This window comes from Bradyrhizobium manausense, from assembly GCF_018129685.1.
Taxonomy (GTDB): domain Bacteria; phylum Pseudomonadota; class Alphaproteobacteria; order Rhizobiales; family Xanthobacteraceae; genus Bradyrhizobium; species Bradyrhizobium manausense_D.
In genome coordinates, this window is record NZ_JAFCLG010000019.1 from 59,557 (window position 1) to 77,098 (window position 17,542).

At 64.7% G+C, this 17,542-nt stretch carries 13 protein-coding genes; 10 read left to right on the top strand and 3 right to left on the bottom strand.

Going from position 1 to position 17,542, the window contains the following annotated elements; genetic code table 11:
- The first annotated feature begins 32 nt into the window (after positions 1-32).
- The 5 genes from JQ621_RS29160 (at position 33) to JQ621_RS29180 (ending at position 7,266) form a co-directional block, all read left to right on the top strand.
- Entirely contained in the window at positions 33-3,002 is a 2,970-nt protein-coding gene (locus tag JQ621_RS29160) for a 2-oxoglutarate dehydrogenase E1 component (protein ID WP_212240038.1), read from the top strand.
- Positions 3,003-3,183: 181 nt separating this feature from the next.
- Positions 3,184-4,428 (top strand): 2-oxoglutarate dehydrogenase complex dihydrolipoyllysine-residue succinyltransferase, encoded by a 1,245-nt coding sequence (odhB, locus tag JQ621_RS29165; RefSeq protein ID WP_212240039.1) that lies wholly within the window; start codon positions 3,184-3,186, stop codon positions 4,426-4,428.
- Between the two features lie 55 nt (positions 4,429-4,483).
- Positions 4,484-5,245 carry an SDR family oxidoreductase gene (locus tag JQ621_RS29170; RefSeq protein WP_212240040.1) on the top strand — a complete coding sequence of 254 codons (762 nt, stop codon included), beginning with the start codon at positions 4,484-4,486 and terminating at the stop codon, positions 5,243-5,245.
- Between the two features lie 57 nt (positions 5,246-5,302).
- Positions 5,303-6,703 (top strand): dihydrolipoyl dehydrogenase, encoded by a 1,401-nt coding sequence (gene lpdA / locus JQ621_RS29175; protein ID WP_212240042.1) that lies wholly within the window; start codon positions 5,303-5,305, stop codon positions 6,701-6,703.
- A 32-nt stretch (positions 6,704-6,735) separates the two neighbouring features.
- Complete coding sequence (locus JQ621_RS29180; protein WP_212240044.1) at positions 6,736-7,266, top strand: hypothetical protein; 531 nt, start codon at positions 6,736-6,738, stop codon at positions 7,264-7,266.
- Positions 7,267-7,452: 186 nt separating this feature from the next.
- Here the strand turns inward: JQ621_RS29180 and JQ621_RS29185 are convergent, their stop codons facing one another.
- Together JQ621_RS29185 and JQ621_RS29190 are read right to left on the bottom strand one after the other, a co-directional pair.
- Positions 7,453-8,046, bottom strand: a complete 594-nt coding sequence (locus JQ621_RS29185; protein ID WP_212240045.1) for a DUF4337 domain-containing protein — start codon at positions 8,044-8,046, stop codon at positions 7,453-7,455.
- 111 nt (positions 8,047-8,157) lie between these two features.
- Entirely contained in the window at positions 8,158-9,123 is a 966-nt protein-coding gene (locus tag JQ621_RS29190; RefSeq protein ID WP_212240046.1) for a tyrosine recombinase XerC, read from the bottom strand.
- A gap of 124 nt (positions 9,124-9,247) precedes the next feature.
- On the opposite strand from JQ621_RS29190, the gene JQ621_RS29195 reads away from it, so the two are divergent.
- A complete protein-coding gene (locus JQ621_RS29195; protein WP_212240047.1) occupies positions 9,248-11,458 on the top strand; it encodes a primosomal protein N' in 2,211 nt (736 codons plus the stop codon).
- Between the two features lie 247 nt (positions 11,459-11,705).
- Here the strand turns inward: JQ621_RS29195 and JQ621_RS29200 are convergent, their stop codons facing one another.
- Positions 11,706-12,197 (bottom strand): septal ring lytic transglycosylase RlpA family protein, encoded by a 492-nt coding sequence (locus JQ621_RS29200; protein ID WP_212240048.1) that lies wholly within the window; start codon positions 12,195-12,197, stop codon positions 11,706-11,708.
- Between the two features lie 647 nt (positions 12,198-12,844).
- On the opposite strand from JQ621_RS29200, the gene JQ621_RS29205 reads away from it, so the two are divergent.
- From JQ621_RS29205 to atpD, 4 genes are all read left to right on the top strand, one after another.
- Positions 12,845-13,405 (top strand): F0F1 ATP synthase subunit delta, encoded by a 561-nt coding sequence (locus tag JQ621_RS29205; protein ID WP_212240049.1) that lies wholly within the window; start codon positions 12,845-12,847, stop codon positions 13,403-13,405.
- On the top strand, positions 13,405-14,934 hold the full coding sequence (gene atpA, locus JQ621_RS29210) for a F0F1 ATP synthase subunit alpha (RefSeq protein WP_212240050.1): 1,530 nt from the start codon (positions 13,405-13,407) through the stop codon (positions 14,932-14,934). The genes JQ621_RS29205 and atpA overlap by 1 nt, the downstream gene beginning before the upstream one ends.
- 145 nt (positions 14,935-15,079) lie before the next feature.
- Complete coding sequence (locus JQ621_RS29215) at positions 15,080-15,952, top strand: F0F1 ATP synthase subunit gamma (protein ID WP_212240051.1); 873 nt, start codon at positions 15,080-15,082, stop codon at positions 15,950-15,952.
- Positions 15,953-16,035: 83 nt separating this feature from the next.
- Positions 16,036-17,469 carry a F0F1 ATP synthase subunit beta gene (gene atpD / locus JQ621_RS29220; protein ID WP_212240053.1) on the top strand — a complete coding sequence of 478 codons (1,434 nt, stop codon included), beginning with the start codon at positions 16,036-16,038 and terminating at the stop codon, positions 17,467-17,469.
- Positions 17,470-17,542: the final 73 nt, after the last annotated feature.

Consider the following 17,542-nt stretch of genomic DNA (forward strand, 5'->3'; position numbering starts at 1 on the left):
TATGCGCGAACCGAAATCGCCAGGAACCCAGTATGTCTCGCCAGGACGCGAACGCAGCCTTTGCCCTCTCCTCCTTTTTGCAGGGCACCAACGCCACCTACATCGACGAAATCTACGCCCGCTACGAGAAGGATCCGTCCTCGGTCGACGCCGAGTGGCAGGACTTCTTCAAGAGCCTCAACGACCAGCCCGCTGATATCAGCAAGAACGCCGAGGGCCCGTCCTGGGAGCGCGACAACTGGCCGCTGACCCCGAAGGACGACCTGACATCCGCTCTCGACGGCAACTGGGCCGAGGTCGAGAAGGCGGTCGGCACCAAGATCGCCGCCAAGGCGCAGGCCAAGGGCGGGGACAAGGGCGGGGATATCTCCTCCTCTGACCTGCTCCAGGCGACGCGCGATTCCGTCCGCGCGTTGATGCTGATCCGCTCCTATCGCATGCGTGGCCACTTCCACGCCAAGCTCGATCCGCTCGGCATCGAAGCCCCGCGCAATCGCGAAGAGCTCGATCCGCGCACCTACGGCTTCAGCGAAGCCGATTTCGACCGCAAGATCTTCCTCGATCACGTGCTCGGCCTCGAATACGGCACTTTGCGCGAGATCACCGCGATCTGCGAGCGCACCTACTGCCAGACGCTCGGCGTCGAGTTCATGCATATCAGCAATGCCGCGCAGAAGGCGTGGATCCAGGAGCGCATCGAGGGACCGGACAAGGAAATCTCGTTCACCCGCGAAGGCCGCCGCGCCATCCTGATGAAGCTGGTCGAGGCCGAGGGCTTCGAGAAGTTCTGCGACACCAAGTTCACCGGCACCAAGCGCTTCGGCCTCGACGGCGGTGAATCGCTGATTCCCGCGCTCGAGCAGATCATCAAGCGTGGCGGCAATCTCGGCGTGAAGGAGATCGTGGTCGGCATGCCGCATCGCGGCCGCCTCAACGTGCTGACGCAGGTGATGGGCAAGGCCCACCGTGCGCTGTTCCACGAGTTCAAGGGCGGCTCGGCCAATCCCGACGCGGTCGAAGGCTCGGGCGACGTCAAGTATCACCTCGGCGCCTCTTCGGACCGCGAGTTCGACGGCAACCGCATCCATCTGTCGCTGACCGCCAACCCCTCGCATCTCGAGATCGTCGATCCCGTCGTGCTCGGCAAGGTGCGCGCGAAGCAGGACCAGCACGGCGATCCGCCGGACCAGCGCATCTCGGTGATGCCGCTATTGATGCATGGCGACGCGGCGTTCGCGGGCCAGGGCGTGGTCGCCGAGTGCTTTGGTCTGTCGGACCTGAAGGGCTACCGCACCGGCGGCTCCGTGCACTTCATCGTCAACAACCAGATCGGCTTCACCACCTATCCGCGTTACTCGCGCTCCTCGCCCTATCCGTCCGACGTGGCGAAGATGATCGACGCGCCGATCTTCCACGTGAACGGCGACGATCCGGAAGCGGTGGTGTTCGCCGCCAAGGTCGCGACCGAATTCCGCCAGAAGTTCCACAAGCCCGTCGTCATCGACATGTTCTGCTACCGCAGGCATGGCCATAACGAGGGCGACGAGCCGGCGTTCACCCAGCCGGTGATGTACAAGAAGATCGCGGCGCATCCCTCGACGCTCGAGCTCTACGCCCGCCGCCTGATCAGCGAAGGCGTGATGACCGAGGGCGAGGTCGAGAAGGCCAAGGCCGACTGGCGCGCGCGTCTCGATGCCGAGTTCGAAGCCGGCACCTCCTACAAGCCGAACAAGGCCGACTGGCTCGACGGCAAGTGGGCGGGCTTCAAGATCGCCGACCAGGAAGAGGACGCCCGTCGCGGCGTCACCGGCGTCGATCTCACCGAGCTGAAGGAGATCGGTCGCAAGATCACCAAGGTGCCGGACGGTTTCCGCGTTCACCGCACCATCCAGCGCTTCCTGGAGAACCGCGCCAAGGCGATCGACAGCGGCACCGGCATCGACTGGGCGACCGGCGAAGCGCTGGCGTTCTGCACGCTGCTCGCTGAGAACCATCACGTTCGCCTGTCCGGACAGGACTCCGAGCGCGGCACCTTCTCGCAGCGTCACTCGGTCCTGATCGACCAGGAAGACGAGAGCCGCTACACGCCGTTCAATCATCTCGGCAGCGAGCAGGGCCATTACGAGGTCATCAACTCGCTGCTGTCGGAAGAAGCCGTGCTCGGCTTCGAATACGGCTATTCGCTCGCCGAGCCGAACACGCTGACGCTGTGGGAAGCCCAGTTCGGCGACTTCGCCAACGGCGCGCAGGTCGTGTTCGACCAGTTCATCTCCTCGGGTGAGCGCAAATGGCTGCGCATGTCCGGCCTCGTCTGCCTCCTGCCGCACGGCTATGAGGGCCAGGGACCGGAGCATTCCTCGGCGCGTCTGGAGCGCTATCTTCAGATGTGCGCCGAAGACAACATGCAGGTGGTCTATCCGACCACGCCGGCGAACTACTTCCACGTGCTGCGTCGCCAGCTTCATCGCGAGATCCGCAAGCCGCTGATCCTGATGACGCCGAAGTCGCTGCTGCGTCACAAGCGGGCGGTCTCGCGTCTCGAGGAACTCGCGAAGGGTACGACCTTCCACCGCATCCTGTATGATGACGCCCAGATGCTGCCGAACGAGGCGATCAAGCTCGTTCCGGACGAGAAGATCCGCCGCATCGTGCTGTGCTCGGGCAAGGTCTATTACGACCTGTACGAGGAGCGCGAGAAGCGTGGCATCGACGACATCTACCTGATGCGCGTCGAGCAGCTCTATCCGGTGCCGCTGAAGGCGCTGGTGGCCGAGCTGTCCCGCTTCAAGAAGGCCGAAGTGATCTGGTGCCAGGAAGAGCCCCGCAACATGGGTGCCTGGCACTTCATCGAGCCCTATCTGGAATGGGTGCTGAACCAGGTGAACGGCGTGAGCCGGCGTCCGCGTTATGTCGGCCGCGCCGCTTCCGCTGCGACCGCCACTGGTCTGATGTCCAAGCATCAGGCGCAGCTGAAGGCGTTCCTGGACGAAGCACTGAGCTGAACTTCTTCGAACTGCGTCATGCCCCGCCTTGTGCGCATTTGTGCACGAGAGCGGGGCATCCGGTAAGTCGTGACGTCCTCGTGCATGCGATGCGTCCCGGCCTGCTGGATAGCCTGCTTTTCGCTGGCCCATGACACCTGACCTTCACGACCGCATTGGCGATCTCCTTGAGGAAAAGACCATGACTGAAATTCGTGTGCCGACGCTCGGCGAATCCGTCACCGAGGCCACCATCGGCCGCTGGTTCAAGAAGGCTGGCGATGCCGTCGCCGTCGACGAGCCCCTGGTGGAGCTCGAGACCGACAAGGTCACGATCGAAGTACCGGCGCCGTCCGCGGGCACGCTGAGCGAAATCATCGCGGCAGATGGCACGACCGTCGCGGTCGGCGCGCTGCTCGGCCAGATCACCGACGGTGCCGGCGCTGCAAAGCCCGCCCCTGCGCCCGCCAAGCCCGCTGCCGCTGCTCCGGCGCCCGCCGCTGCGGCTCCGGCTGCCGCAGCCGCCGCAAAGGCGCCGCCGGCCGATGCGCCGCTCGCCCCCTCCGTGCGAAAACTCTCGGCCGAGACCGGCGTCGATGCCTCGACCGTTCCGGGCTCAGGCAAGGACGGCCGCGTCACCAAGGGCGACATGCTGGCTGCGATCGAGCGTGCGGCCTCCGCGCCGACCCCGGTCAACCAGCCTGCCGCTGCCGTGCAGGTGCGCGCACCGTCGCCGGCCGATGACGCCGCCCGCGAAGAGCGCATCAAGATGACGCGCCTGCGCCAGACCATCGCGCGCCGCCTCAAGGACGTGCAGAACACCGCGGCCATGCTCACGACCTTCAACGAGGTCGACATGACCAACGTGATGGCGTTGCGCGCGCACTACAAGGATGCGTTCGAGAAGAAGCACGGCTCGAAGCTCGGCTTCATGGGCTTCTTCACCAAGGCCGTCGTGCAGGCGCTGAAGGACATCCCGGCCGTCAACGCCGAGATCGACGGCACCGACCTGATCTACAAGAATTACTATCACATCGGCGTCGCCGTCGGCACCGACAAGGGTCTCGTCGTGCCCGTCGTGCGCGACTGCGACAACAAGTCGATCGCCGACATCGAGAAGAGCATCGCCGATTTCGGCCGCCGCGCCCGCGATGGCCAGCTCAAGATCGACGAGATGCAGGGCGGCACCTTCACCATCACCAATGGCGGCATCTACGGCTCGCTGATGTCGACCCCGATCCTGAACGCGCCGCAATCCGGCATTCTCGGCATGCACAAGATCCAGGAGCGGCCGATGGTCGTCGGCGGCAAGATCGAGGTCCGCCCGATGATGTATCTGGCGCTGTCCTACGATCACCGCGTCATCGACGGCAAGGAAGCCGTCACCTTCCTGGTTCGCGTCAAGGAGAGCCTTGAAGATCCCGCGCGCCTGGTGCTCGATCTCTGATTCCTAGTGCGTTACGAGCGCCGCCGCGCTTTTGCGCGACGGCGCGTGTCGAACCATGGAGGGGGCCGTGACGGATAAAGTCGTTGTCATCACCGGCGGCAGCCGCGGCATCGGGCGGGCGACTGCAATTGCGGCGGCCGCGCGCGGCTATCGCGTCGTGGTTGGCTATGCCAGCAACAAGCAAGCCGCGGACGAGGTGGTCAGCCAGATCGAGGCCGGCAACGGCAAGGCGATCGCGGTGAAGTGCGATGTCGCCGAGGAGCGCGACATCATCGATCTTTTCAAGGCGGCCGACGACCTCGGCACGCTGGCCGCGCTCGTCAACAATGGCGGCATCGTCGGCAAGAGCGGCGTGCGTGTCGACGAGATGTCGGCCGAGCGCATTCAGCGCGTCCTGGCCGTCAACGTCACCGGCTCCATTCTCTGCGCGCGCGAGGCGGTGAAGCGGATGTCGACCAGGCATGGCGGCAAGGGCGGCGTCATCGTCAATCTGTCATCGGTTGCTGCCAAGTTAGGTGCGCCCAACACTTATGTCGATTACGCCGCGTCGAAGGGCGCGATCGATTCCTTCACCACCGGCCTCGGCTATGAGGTCGCGGGCGAAGGCATTCGCGTCGCGGGCATTCGCCCCGGCCTCATCGACACCGAAATCCACGCCTCCGGCGGCGAGCCTGACCGGCATCATCGCCTGGCCCACATGGTGCCGATGAAGCGCGTCGGCACCGCGGATGAAATCGCCAACGCCATCGTCTGGCTGATGTCGGACGAGGCCTCCTACGTGACTGCAGCCACTCTCGATGTGTCCGGCGGACGCTGACGCGCCGCGCGGACGCCGACATAACCTCACAACGCGAAACCTACGGGACTTTCTCTCATGGCTACCTACGATCTCGTCGTCATCGGCACCGGACCTGGCGGTTATGTCTGCGCGGTGCGCGCCAGCCAGCTCGGCATGAAAGTCGCCGTGGTCGAAAAGAACGCCACGCTCGGCGGGACCTGTCTCAATGTCGGCTGCATGCCGTCCAAGGCGCTGCTGCACGCCTCCGAAATGTTCGAGGAAGCCGGGCATTCCTTCGCCAAGATGGGCGTGTCCGTCTCAGCGCCGAAGCTCGAATTGCCGGCGATGATGAATTTCAAGCAGCAGGGCATCGACGGCAACGTCAAGGGCGTCGAGTTCCTGATGAAGAAGAACAAGGTCGACGTGCTCAAGGGCACCGGCAAGATACTGGGCACCGGCAAGGTCGAAGTCTCCGCCGACGGCAAGTCGCAGGTGGTGGAGACCAAGAACATCGTCATCGCCACGGGCTCGGACATCGCGCGCCTGAAGGGCATCGAGATCGACGAGAAGCGCATCGTATCGTCCACCGGCGCGCTGTCGTTGGACAAGGTCCCCGGCAAGCTGCTGATCGTCGGCGCCGGCGTGATCGGCCTCGAGCTCGGCTCGGTGTGGAAGCGTCTCGGCGCTGACGTCGTCGTCGTCGAATTCCTCGATCGCATCCTGCCCGGCATGGACGGCGAGATCGCAAAACAATTCCAGCGCATCCTCGAGAAGCAGGGTTTTGCGTTCAAGCTCGGCGCCAAGGTCACCGCTGTCGACACCTCGGGCAAGACGCTGAAGGCGACGGTTGAGCCCGCCGCCGGCGGCGCCGCCGAATCCCTCGAAGCCGACGTCGTGCTCGTCTGCATCGGCCGCGTGCCCTACACCGACGGGCTTGGCCTGAAGGAAGCCGGCGTCGCGCTCGATCCGCGCGGCCGCGTGCAGATCGATCCGCATTTCGCCACCAGCCTGAAGGGCGTCTATGCGATCGGCGACGTCGTCGCCGGTCCCATGCTGGCGCACAAGGCCGAGGATGAAGCCGTTGCCGTCGCGGAGATCCTCGCCGGCCAGGCCGGCCACGTGAACTACGACATTATCCCAGGCGTCGTGTATACCACTCCGGAAGTGTCCTCCGTCGGCAAGACCGAGGAAGAGCTGAAGCAGGCGGGCGTTGCTTATACTGTCGGGAAGTTTCCCTTTACCGCCAACGGGCGCTCCAAGGTCAACCAGACGACTGACGGCTTCGTGAAGATTCTCGCAGATGCGAAGACCGATCGCGTGTTCGGCGTGCACATCATCGGCCGCGAAGCCGGCGAAATGATCCACGAGGCCTGCGTGCTCATGGAGTTTGGCGGCAGCGCCGAAGATCTCGCCCGCACCTGCCACGCCCACCCGACCCGTTCCGAGGCCGTCAAGGAAGCCGCGCTTGCAGTCGGCAAGCGGGCCATCCATATGTAAAGCTGCCCAGAGCCGAATCGGGCGGGAAACATATGCTGCGCCGCCTTCTTCAACCGGTCTGGGTCCTGCTGGCGATCATCTTCCTGATCGAGGCCTGGCTGTGGGACCACTGCGAGCCGCTCGTCGCGCGGGTGGTCGCACTGATTCCGCTGGCGCGCCTGAAGCAATGGCTGGCGGACCGCGTCGATGCGTTGTCGCCGGCGATGACGTTGATCGTCTTCGCCGTGCCGATCATTCCGCTGTTTCCGCTCAAGCTGGTCGGCCTGTGGCTGCTGACGCATGAATACTGGCTGACCGGCGTCTCCACCTTCCTGTTCGCCAAGATGCTCGGCGTCGGCGTCACCGCCTTCCTGTTCGACGTCACGCGCGAAAAGCTGCTGGAGATGCACTGGTTCGAGCGGGTCTATGAATGGGTGCTGCGGCTGCGCGCCAAGGCGACCGAGATCGTCGAACCGGTCAAGCAGCGCATCCGGGAGCTGGTCAGGGGCAACGGCGAAGGCTGGTCCTCGCGCACGCTCCGCCTGATCCAGCGCTTCCGCAAGAGCGTGCACGAGGCGCGTTGAGCGCTGTTGTTTGGCTTGCGCTCCCGCCAAACCCTCAGGTGTCGTCCCGGCGAAGGCCGGGACCCATAACCCCAGGGAGAAGTTTGGCGAAGACTCGGAGCTCGGTACTCCTACCAACCGCAATCGATAAATCACGCGCTATCGGTCCCGGCCTTCGCCGCGACGACAGCGGAGTAAAAGTCGCGCTCACCCGTGCAAATGCAGCAGATGCGGCGCGAAGGCGCCGAGCACGGTCATGCCGAGTCCGGCGAGCGTCAACAGGCCGGCGATCCAGGCGAGCGGCAACATGCCGGTGATGATCGTCGCCGACGCCAGCACGATGCCGATCTGGAAGGCGGCCGACGCCAGCTCGAAGTGGTGATATTTCGCGGTCGCCTCGTCGCGCTGGTGCTCGGCCTCCTTGGCCTTTTCGGCGAGCTGCTCGGTGCCTTCGCCGGTCTCGGGCTCGGAGCGATAGCGCGCCGCGGTCTTCTGCCAGTCGTCGATCTGCTTTTGCACCGCGGCCTTCGTGGCCTCGTCGGTGGCGCCGCCCAGCGTCAGCTTGCCCTGCTCGGCGGCGGTCTGGACGACCGTGCGGCGAATGCTCTTGGCCTGGAAGAACGCCCAGAGATTGGAGGCCTCGACGTTCTTGCTGATCGATTCGGTCTGGGCACCCTTGCCGAGCGTCTCCGAGATCGCCAGGAACAGCGCCAGCACCGCGATCAGAAGGGCGATCTTCTTGTTCTCGCCCGATGCGTGCTCGGCATGCTCGGCGTGCTCCATGCTTTCGTGTGCGCTCATGAATCCCCTCCTGTTCGGTCCGCCACGATTGACCGAACCGCGCGGCCTGCGCAAGAGGCATGGAAGCCAGGGAGCTCTGGATGACAGCTTGATGTCAGGAATGATCGATTTCTAGCGCCGTGGATGCGCGCTCGCATAGACTTCCAGCAGCCGCTCGGAATCGATGCCGGTATAGATTTGCGTGGTCGAGAGCGAGGAATGGCCGAGCAATTCCTGGATCGCGCGCAGATCGCCGCCGCGCGAGAGCAGATGCGTGGCGAAGGAATGCCGCAGCGCGTGCGGCGTGGCACTGTCGGGCAGGCCGAGCGCGCCGCGCAGGCGCTCCATCGCGAGCTGGATGATGCGCGGGCTCAAAGGCCCGCCGCGCGCGCCGACGAAGATCGGTCCCTCGGGCGGCAGCACGTGCGGGCACATCGCAACGTAGTCCTGCACCAGCGTCAGCACGTTTTGCAGCACCGGCACCATGCGGGTCTTGTTGCCCTTGCCCGTCACGACGAGCACGTCGCCTTCGCCCGGCTTCGGCACCTCGCGGCGCTTCAGGCTCAGCGCTTCGGAGATGCGCAAGCCCGAGCCATAGAGCAGCGCCATCACCGCGGCGTCGCGGGCCAGAATCCAGGTCTCGCGATCTTCGCCGGCGCGCTCGTCGGCGTCGGCGAGGCGCTTTGCCGATGCCATCGGCAACGGCTTCGGCAAGGTCTTTGCGACCTTCGGCGCGCGGATCGCCGAGAGCGCGCCGACCTTGCCCTTGCCCTCGCGCTCGAGGAAACGGCCGAACGAGCGCAGGCCTGCGAGCGCGCGCATCAGTGAACGGCCGGCAATGTCGTCGGCGCGACGCATCGCCATGAAGGCGCGCACGTCGGTTGCTTCAAGCGCGGCGAATCGCTCCAGCGTCACGCGCTCGCCCCAATGGCTGCACAGGAAATCCAGGCACTGCCTGAGGTCGCGGCCATAGGCCTCGAGCGTCTTGGGCGACAGCCGCCGCTCGGCGCCGAGATGCGAAAGCCAGCGCGACATCTCCCGCGCGATCGAGGGATCGGCGCTGGCGAGCTCGATGGGTGGGGCGGCGGCTTTGCTCATGCGCTCTGGACGAGATGATTCCGCACAGTATATCGCATCACACTCGTTTACTGTTCGCTAAGGCCGCTTCGGGGCGCTAGCCTGAAGGCCCCAAGAGACCTCAAAAGGTTCCGATTCTCCCGGCATGGATCACACCTCGCGCAGCGCCGCCGTCCCCGCCAACGCGACCCGCATGGTCGACGTGCTGGTGCCTGTCGCGCTCGACCAGACCTATTCCTACAAGGTGCCTGTGGGCATGGAGCTGAAGGCCGGCGATCTCGTCGGTGTGCCGCTCGGGCCGCGCGAGGTGCTGGCCGTGGTCTGGGGCGAAAACGCCAATCCGGATCCACGCCTGCACAACCGCCTCAAGGAGGTCAGCGAAAAGATCGACGTCGCGCCGCTGAAGGGCGAACTGCGTTCGGTCGTCGACTGGGTCGCCAATTACACGCTGAGCCCGCGCGGCATGGTGCTGCGCATGTGCCTGCGCATGGGCGAGAACCTCGGCCCCGAGCGCGTCCGCGCCGGCGTGCGGCTCACGGGCGATCCCCCGCGGCGGCTGACGCCGGCGCGGCAGCGCGTGATCGAGGTGCTGTCGGACCGGCTGCTGCACGGCAAGTCCGAGGCGGCGAAGGAGGCGGGCGTCTCGGCCGGCGTGATCGACGGCCTCGTCGACGAAGGCACGCTCACGGTCGAGCCGATGCCGCCGCAGCCCCCGCCGCCGGCGCCCGATCCCGAATTTGGCCGGCCGGACTTTTCGCCGCTGCAGCGCGCCGGCGTGGATGCGATGCGCGCGCTCGCGGCCAACGGCACCTTTCATGTCGCGCTGCTCGACGGCGTCACGGGCTCCGGCAAGACCGAGGTCTATTTCGAAGCCGTTGCCGAAACCATTCGTCGCGGCAGGCAATCGCTGATCCTGATGCCGGAGATCGCGCTGACCGGCCAGTTCCTCGATCGTTTCGCGCAGCGTTTTGGCGTGCGTCCGATCGAATGGCATTCGGAGCTGACGCCGCGCACGCGCGCGCGCAATTGGGCGGCGATCTCGGAAGGCACCGCGCCCGTCGTGGTCGGCGCGCGCTCGGCGCTGTTTCTGCCTTACGCCAATCTCGGTCTCATCGTGGTCGACGAGGAGCACGACCAGGCCTACAAGCAGGACGAGGGCGTGCATTATCATGCCCGCGACATGGCGGTGGTGCGTGCGCATATCGCAAAAATCCCGATCGTGCTGGCGTCCGCGACGCCGTCGGTGGAATCCGAGGTCAATGCGCGCAAGAACCGCTATCAGCGCATCGCGCTGCCCTCGCGCTTCGGCGGCCAGCACATGCCGCATATCGAGGCCATCGACATGCGCCGCGAGCCGCCCGCGCGCGGCCGCTACATCTCGCCGCGACTGGCCGGCGAGATCAGGGGTGCGATCGAGAAGCGCGAGCAGGCGCTGCTGTTCCTCAATCGCCGCGGCTATGCGCCGCTGACGCTGTGCCGCGCTTGCGGCCATCGCTTCGCCTGCACCATCTGCGATGCCTGGCTGGTCGATCATCGCTTTCGCCAGCGCCTGGTCTGTCACCATTGCGGCTTCTCGATGCCGCGCCCGCCGACCTGCCCGCACTGCGCCGCCGAGGAATCGCTGGTCGCGGTCGGCCCCGGCGTCGAGCGCCTGCAGGAGGAGGCGGCTGCGCTGTTTCCGGCAGCGCGCACCATGGTGCTGTCGAGCGATCTCATCACCTCGATCGAGACGATGCGCAGCGAGCTCAACGAGATCGCGGAAGGCCGCGTCGACATCATCATCGGCACGCAGCTCGTCGCCAAGGGCCACAATTTCCCGCGGCTCAATCTCGTCGGCGTGGTCGATGCGGACCTCGGCCTGTCCAACGGCGACCCGCGCGCGGCGGAGCGCACCTGGCAATTGCTCAACCAGGTGATCGGCCGCGCCGGCCGCGAGCAGGGCCGCGGCGTCGGCTATCTCCAGACCCATCAGCCCGATCATCCCGTCATGAAGGCGCTGATCGCCTGCGATCGCGAGGCCTTCTACGACAGCGAGATCGAGTTGCGCGAGAAGACGCTCTATCCGCCGTTCGGGCGCCTTGCGAGCCTGATCATTTCGGCCGGCGATCGTCCGAGCGCCGAGGGCCTCGGCCGCAAGCTCGTTGCGCTCGCGCCGCGCGACGAGCGCGTCGTGGTGCTGGGCCCGGCGGAAGCCCCGCTCGCCGTGATCAAGGGCCGCTACCGCTTCCGCATCCTGGTCAAATCGGCGCGCGGCTTTGACCTGTCGGATTATTTGCGCAACTGGCTCGCGGTCTGCCCGAAGCCGACCGGCAATCAGAAGCTCGAGGTCGACGTCGATCCGCAGAGCTTTTTGTAAGGCTGGCCCCAACTCTCTCCCCGTCATTGCGAGGAGCCCTTGCGACGAAGCAATCCAGGGTCTTTCCGCGGAAAGATTCTGGATTGCTTCGCTTCGCTCGCAATGACGAAGAGAATAAAAAAAGCCCGTGGTCCCCCAAAGATTATGGGCAAGACCACGGGCTTGTTTCACGCGCGCATCAAACTGCTCATGTCCGTTCGGACGATGATGAAAACTGCGCGTGTGGGGTGAGGCGCTGTTCGCGCTCTTACGAGACCACTTCCGCGGTGACGCGGCCGACGCCGGCACCGGTGAGGCCGATGGCGCGGGCTGCGCCCGTGGAGAGGTCGAGCACGCGGCCGCGCACGAACGGGCCACGGTCATTGATGGTGACGATGACGCTCTGGCCGCCATGGGTCACGCGGACCTTGGTGCCGAACGGCAGCGAACGGTGCGCCGCGGTCAGGGCGTTCTGATTGAAGCGCTGGCCCGATGCGGTCCGGCTGCCGGACTCGTTGCCGTAATAGGAAGCCATGCCCGAGAAGGTGTGTCCGCTGCCCGACGACGGGGTCATGGACGCATTGGCATTGCGCCAGTCGGAGCTGGGATTGGCGTCATTGTTGGCGAGGTGGTGGTGGCGGTGATGCCTGGATTTGGCGGAAGCTTCGGTGGCAGTTCCACCGACGAGGAGAGTTGCGGCGACGAAAGCGATCGCCGTACGAGGCCGGGTCACAGTGCCCAGCATCTTCAAAGACAGCATTTAGTGGTCCCTAAGCTAGTATTGCCACATATGTGGCTAGTGAAGCCCCCATCAGTTTGTGAGCGGGTTGGCGTTTCCTTTCGCAATGAGGCATGAATTGGGCAGTAATTCTGTTCCGTGTCGTCATGAAATATCTTGTGATCCGAATCGATATTCAGGTGATGTTCCGTAATCTTCCCCTTTAACGGTTCGTTAACTTACTGATTACTTGGCAATACTGTAAAACAAAGTTGTTATTCTTCGGATTTAGAATTGGGTAAGTATTCGGCGGACGCGGTCTGCGTGTCGCAGGTCACGCCTCAGCGAGTCGTGTTCATGGCCGCTATGCGCTGGGGGCAGGAACGAACGGCCGATGGCCGACGGAACGCGCGTGGCAATTCCGTGTCGTGGGAGGTTCGTGGCAGGCTCGGAGATCGCGCATCCCGATGTGCGACGAACTGGCGATGAAACGCGGCGCCTTTAATTTGGCGTCATGTTGCACGTGCGCGCCTGCTATGTTAGCAAAGCCGCGATTTTAACGGATCCGGCACGTCCCGTGTCGGCCGAGAATCAAAGTCCCGCTTGAATTCCAAGGGCTTGGATCGCTAGGCGCCGCTTCGTGGCGACGGTTTTTCCCTTGCGAGTTTGACAGCACAAAGAGCGCGTCTGTGGCTGCAGAAGATACGTCCGTTTCAGGTGTGTCCGGCCGTTATGCAACGGCCTTGTTTGAACTGGCCCGCGACCAGAAAGTGGTCGACGAGGTCAAAGCCGATCTCGAGAAATTCGAGGGGCTGTTGACCGAAAGCGCTGATCTCAAGCGCCTCGTCCGCAGTCCGGTTTTCGCGGCTGACGCCCAGTCCAGGGCCCTCTCGGCCGTGCTGGACAAGGCGGGCATCGGCGGCATCTCCGCCAATTTCCTCAAAGTGCTGACCGCCAACCGTCGCCTCTTCGTGGTGGCAGACGTCATTCGCGGCTATCGCGCCCTCGTCGCCAAGTTCAAGGGCGAGGCGACCGCGGACGTCACGGTCGCGGAAGCGCTGTCGGACAAGAATCTCGACGCCCTCAAGGTTGCCCTGAAGTCGGTGACCGGCAAGGACGTCGCGCTCAACGTGAAGATCGATCCCTCGATCATCGGTGGCCTCGTCGTGAAGCTTGGCAGCCGCATGGTCGATAGTTCGCTTCGCACCAAACTCAATTCGATCAAGCACGCGATGAAAGAGGCAGGCTGATGGACATCCGCGCCGCGGAAATTTCCGCGATCCTCAAGGACCAGATCAAGAATTTCGGCCAGGAAGCTGAAGTCTCCGAAGTCGGACAGGTGCTGTCCGTCGGCGACGGTATCGCCCGCGTCTACGGTCTGGACAACGTCCAGGCCGGTGAAATGGTCGAGTTCGAGAACGGCACCCGCGGCATGGCGCTGAACCTCGAAACCGACAACGTCGGTGTCGTCATCTTCGGTGCCGACCGCGAGATCAAGGAAGGCCAGACCGTCAAGCGCACCCGCGCCATCGTGGACGCGCCGGTCGGCAAGGGCCTGCTCGGCCGCGTCGTCGACGCGCTCGGCAATCCCATCGACGGCAAGGGCCCGATCCAGGCCGACAAGCGCATGCGCGTCGACGTCAAGGCGCCCGGCATCATTCCGCGCAAATCGGTGAACGAGCCGATGGCGACCGGCCTCAAGGCGATCGACGCCCTGATCCCGATCGGCCGCGGCCAGCGCGAGCTGATCATCGGCGACCGTCAGACCGGCAAGACCGCGATCGCGCTCGACACCATTCTGAACCAGAAGCCGCTCAACGCGCAGCCCGACGAGAACATCAAGCTGTACTGCGTCTACGTCGCAGTCGGTCAGAAGCGTTCGACCGTCGCCCAGTTCGTGAAGGTGCTGGAAGAGCAGGGCGCGCTCGAATATTCGATCGTCGTCGCCGCCACCGCGTCGGATCCGGCGCCGATGCAGTACATCGCGCCCTTTACCGCCTGCACCATGGGCGAATTCTTCCGCGACAACGGCATGCACGCCGTCATCATCTATGACGATCTGTCCAAGCAGGCCGTCGCTTACCGCCAGATGTCGCTGCTGCTGCGCCGCCCGCCGGGCCGCGAAGCCTACCCGGGCGACGTCTTCTATCTGCACTCCCGCCTGCTCGAGCGCGCGGCGAAGCTCAGCAAGGACCATGGCTCGGGCTCGCTCACCGCGCTGCCGGTCATCGAAACCCAGGCCAACGACGTGTCGGCCTATATTCCGACCAACGTCATCTCGATCACCGACGGCCAGATCTTCCTGGAAACCGACCTGTTCTTCCAGGGCATCCGTCCCGCGGTGAACGTCGGTCTGTCGGTGTCGCGCGTGGGTTCGTCGGCGCAGACCAAGGCCACCAAGAAGGTCGCCGGCAAGATCAAGGGTGAGCTCGCGCAATACCGCGAAATGGCGGCGTTCGCGCAATTCGGCTCCGACCTCGACGCCTCGACCCAGCGCCTCTTGAACCGCGGCTCGCGCCTGACCGAACTCCTGAAGCAGCCGCAGTTCTCGCCGCTGAAGATGGAAGAGCAGGTCTGCGTGATCTGGGCCGGCACCAACGGCTATCTCGATCCGCTTCCGGTCAACAAGGTGCGCGCGTTCGAGGACGGTCTGCTCTCGCTGCTGCGCGGCAAGAACGTCGACATCCTCAATGCGATCCGCGACAGCCGCGACCTCACCGACGACACCGCTGCCAAGCTGAAGTCGGTGGTCGAAGGTTTTGCGAAGTCGTTTGCATAAGAAGCGCCGTCATGGCCGGGCTTGTCCCGGCCATCCACGCCTCGCGGCGTGGAGGCAGGTACGTGGATGCCCGGGACACGCCCGGGCATGACGACAGGATAGGGTCGCGGTCCAGCCACAGGCTGATCGCCGGGGTGAACGAAGAATGGCGTCACTTAAAGACATGCGCGTCCGCATCGCCTCCACCAAGGCGACGCAAAAGATCACCAAGGCCATGCAGATGGTCGCGGCCTCGAAGCTGCGCCGCGCGCAGACCGCCGCGGAAGCTGCGCGTCCCTATGCCGACAAGATGAGCGCGGTGATCTCCAACATCGCAAGCGCCGCCGCAGGTTCGCCCGGCGCACCGGCGCTCATGGCCGGCACCGGCCGCGATCAGGTTCACCTGCTGCTGGTCTGCACCGGCGAGCGCGGACTATCAGGCGCGTTCAACTCGTCGATCGTGCGTCTCGCCCGCGAGCGCGCGCTGGCCCTGATGAACCAGGGCAAGGAAGTGAAATTCTTCTGTGTCGGCCGCAAGGGCTATGAGCAGCTCCGCCGCCAGTTCGACAAGCAGATCGTCGAGCACCTCGATCTTCGCAGCGTGCGCCAGCTCGGCTTCGTCAACGCCGAAGACATCGCCAAGAAGGTTCTGGCGCGTTTCGACAACGGCGAGTTCGACGTCTGCACGTTGTTCTACTCGCGTTTCAAGTCGGTGATCGCGCAGATCCCGACCGCCCAGCAGATCATTCCGCTGGTGGTCGAAGAGGGCGCCGGTGCCAGCACGACATCTTATGAATACGAGCCGGAAGAGGACGAGATCCTCACCCGCCTGCTGCCGCGCAACCTCGCGATCCAGATCTTCCGCGCGCTGCTCGAGAACAACGCCTCGTTCTACGGCGCTCAGATGAGCGCGATGGACAATGCGACGCGCAACGCCGGTGAGATGATCCGCAAGCAGACGCTGGTCTACAACCGCACGCGTCAGGCGCAGATCACCAAGGAACTGATCGAAATCATCTCGGGTGCCGAGGCCGTCTGATCAAGGCGCTTCAGCACCCGTCAAACGCAACATCCCGGTCAGATTGACCGCGGTTCAGAAGTTCGGATCGAAGGAGACATTCAATGGCAGCCCAGTCCGGTCGCGTCACCCAGGTCATCGGCGCCGTCGTCGACGTGCAGTTCGAAGGCCATCTGCCGGCCATTCTCAATTCGCTCGAGACCAAGAACGGCGGCAACCGCCTGGTGCTCGAAGTCGCCCAGCATCTCGGTGAATCGACCGTCCGCACCATCGCGATGGACACCACCGAAGGTCTGGTCCGCGGCCAGGAGGTGATCGACACCGGTTCGCCGATCCGCGTCCCCGTCGGCGAGGGCACGCTCGGCCGCATCATCAACGTCATCGGCGAGCCGATCGACGAAGCCGGTCCGGTCAAGTCGGAAGGCCTGCGTGCGATCCACCAGGAAGCACCGACCTACACCGACCAGTCCACCGAAGCCGAAATTCTCGTCACCGGCATCAAGGTCGTCGACCTCCTCGCGCCTTACGCCAAGGGCGGCAAGATCGGCCTGTTCGGCGGCGCCGGCGTCGGCAAGACCGTGCTGATTCAGGAGCTGATCAACAACGTCGCGAAGGCGCACGGCGGTTACTCGGTGTTCGCCGGCGTCGGCGAGCGTACCCGCGAGGGCAACGATCTCTATCACGAGTTCATCGAGTCCAAGGTCAACGCGGATCCGCACAATCCGGATCCGAGCGTCAAGTCGAAGTGCGCGCTGGTGTTCGGTCAGATGAACGAACCGCCGGGCGCCCGCGCCCGCGTCGCGCTCACGGGTCTGACCATCGCGGAAGACTTCCGCGACAAGGGCCAGGACGTGCTGTTCTTCGTCGACAACATCTTCCGCTTCACCCAGGCCGGCTCCGAAGTGTCGGCGCTGCTCGGCCGTATTCCTTCGGCGGTGGGTTATCAGCCGACGCTCGCGACCGACATGGGCGCGCTGCAGGAGCGCATCACCACCACGCAGAAGGGCTCGATCACCTCGGTGCAGGCCATCTACGTTCCGGCCGACGACTTGACCGACCCGGCGCCCGCGACCTCGTTCGCGCATCTTGACGCGACCACCACGCTGTCGCGCTCGATCGCCGAAAAGGGCATCTATCCGGCGGTGGATCCGCTCGACTCGACCTCGCGCATGCTCTCCCCGCTGGTCGTCGGCGAAGAGCACTACGCGGTCGCCCGCCAGGTCCAGCAGGTGCTGCAGCGCTACAAGGCGCTCCAGGACATCATCGCCATTCTCGGCATGGACGAGCTTTCGGAAGAGGACAAGCTGACCGTGGCCCGCGCCCGCAAGGTCGAGCGCTTCATGTCGCAGCCGTTCCACGTCGCCGAAATCTTCACCGGCTCGCCGGGCAAGTTCGTCGACCTCGCCGACACCATCAAGGGCTTCAAGGGCCTGGTGGAAGGCAAGTACGACCACCTGCCGGAAGCCGCCTTCTACATGGTCGGCACCATCGAAGAAGCGGTCGAGAAGGGCAAGAAACTGGCGGCCGAGGCGGCCTGAGAGGCGAATAGCGAATAGGGAGTGGCGAGTAGAATCTATTCGCCATTCGCCATTCGCCACTCGCCCGTTCGCT

Coding starts and splice junctions, on each gene's coding strand:
- odhB (WP_212240039.1), top strand. CDS start 3,184: ATGACTGAAATTCGTGTGCCGACGCTCGGCGAATCCGTCACCGAGGCC.
- lpdA (WP_212240042.1), top strand. CDS start 5,303: ATGGCTACCTACGATCTCGTCGTCATCGGCACCGGACCTGGCGGTTAT.
- JQ621_RS29180 (WP_212240044.1), top strand. CDS start 6,736: ATGCTGCGCCGCCTTCTTCAACCGGTCTGGGTCCTGCTGGCGATCATC.
- JQ621_RS29190 (WP_212240046.1), bottom strand. CDS start 9,123: ATGAGCAAAGCCGCCGCCCCACCCATCGAGCTCGCCAGCGCCGATCCC.
- atpD (WP_212240053.1), top strand. CDS start 16,036: ATGGCAGCCCAGTCCGGTCGCGTCACCCAGGTCATCGGCGCCGTCGTC.
- JQ621_RS29185 (WP_212240045.1), bottom strand. CDS start 8,046: ATGAGCGCACACGAAAGCATGGAGCACGCCGAGCATGCCGAGCACGCA.
- JQ621_RS29160 (WP_212240038.1), top strand. CDS start 33: ATGTCTCGCCAGGACGCGAACGCAGCCTTTGCCCTCTCCTCCTTTTTG.
- JQ621_RS29195 (WP_212240047.1), top strand. CDS start 9,248: ATGGATCACACCTCGCGCAGCGCCGCCGTCCCCGCCAACGCGACCCGC.
- JQ621_RS29215 (WP_212240051.1), top strand. CDS start 15,080: ATGGCGTCACTTAAAGACATGCGCGTCCGCATCGCCTCCACCAAGGCG.
- JQ621_RS29170 (WP_212240040.1), top strand. CDS start 4,484: ATGGAGGGGGCCGTGACGGATAAAGTCGTTGTCATCACCGGCGGCAGC.
- JQ621_RS29200 (WP_212240048.1), bottom strand. CDS start 12,197: ATGCTGTCTTTGAAGATGCTGGGCACTGTGACCCGGCCTCGTACGGCG.
- atpA (WP_212240050.1), top strand. CDS start 13,405: ATGGACATCCGCGCCGCGGAAATTTCCGCGATCCTCAAGGACCAGATC.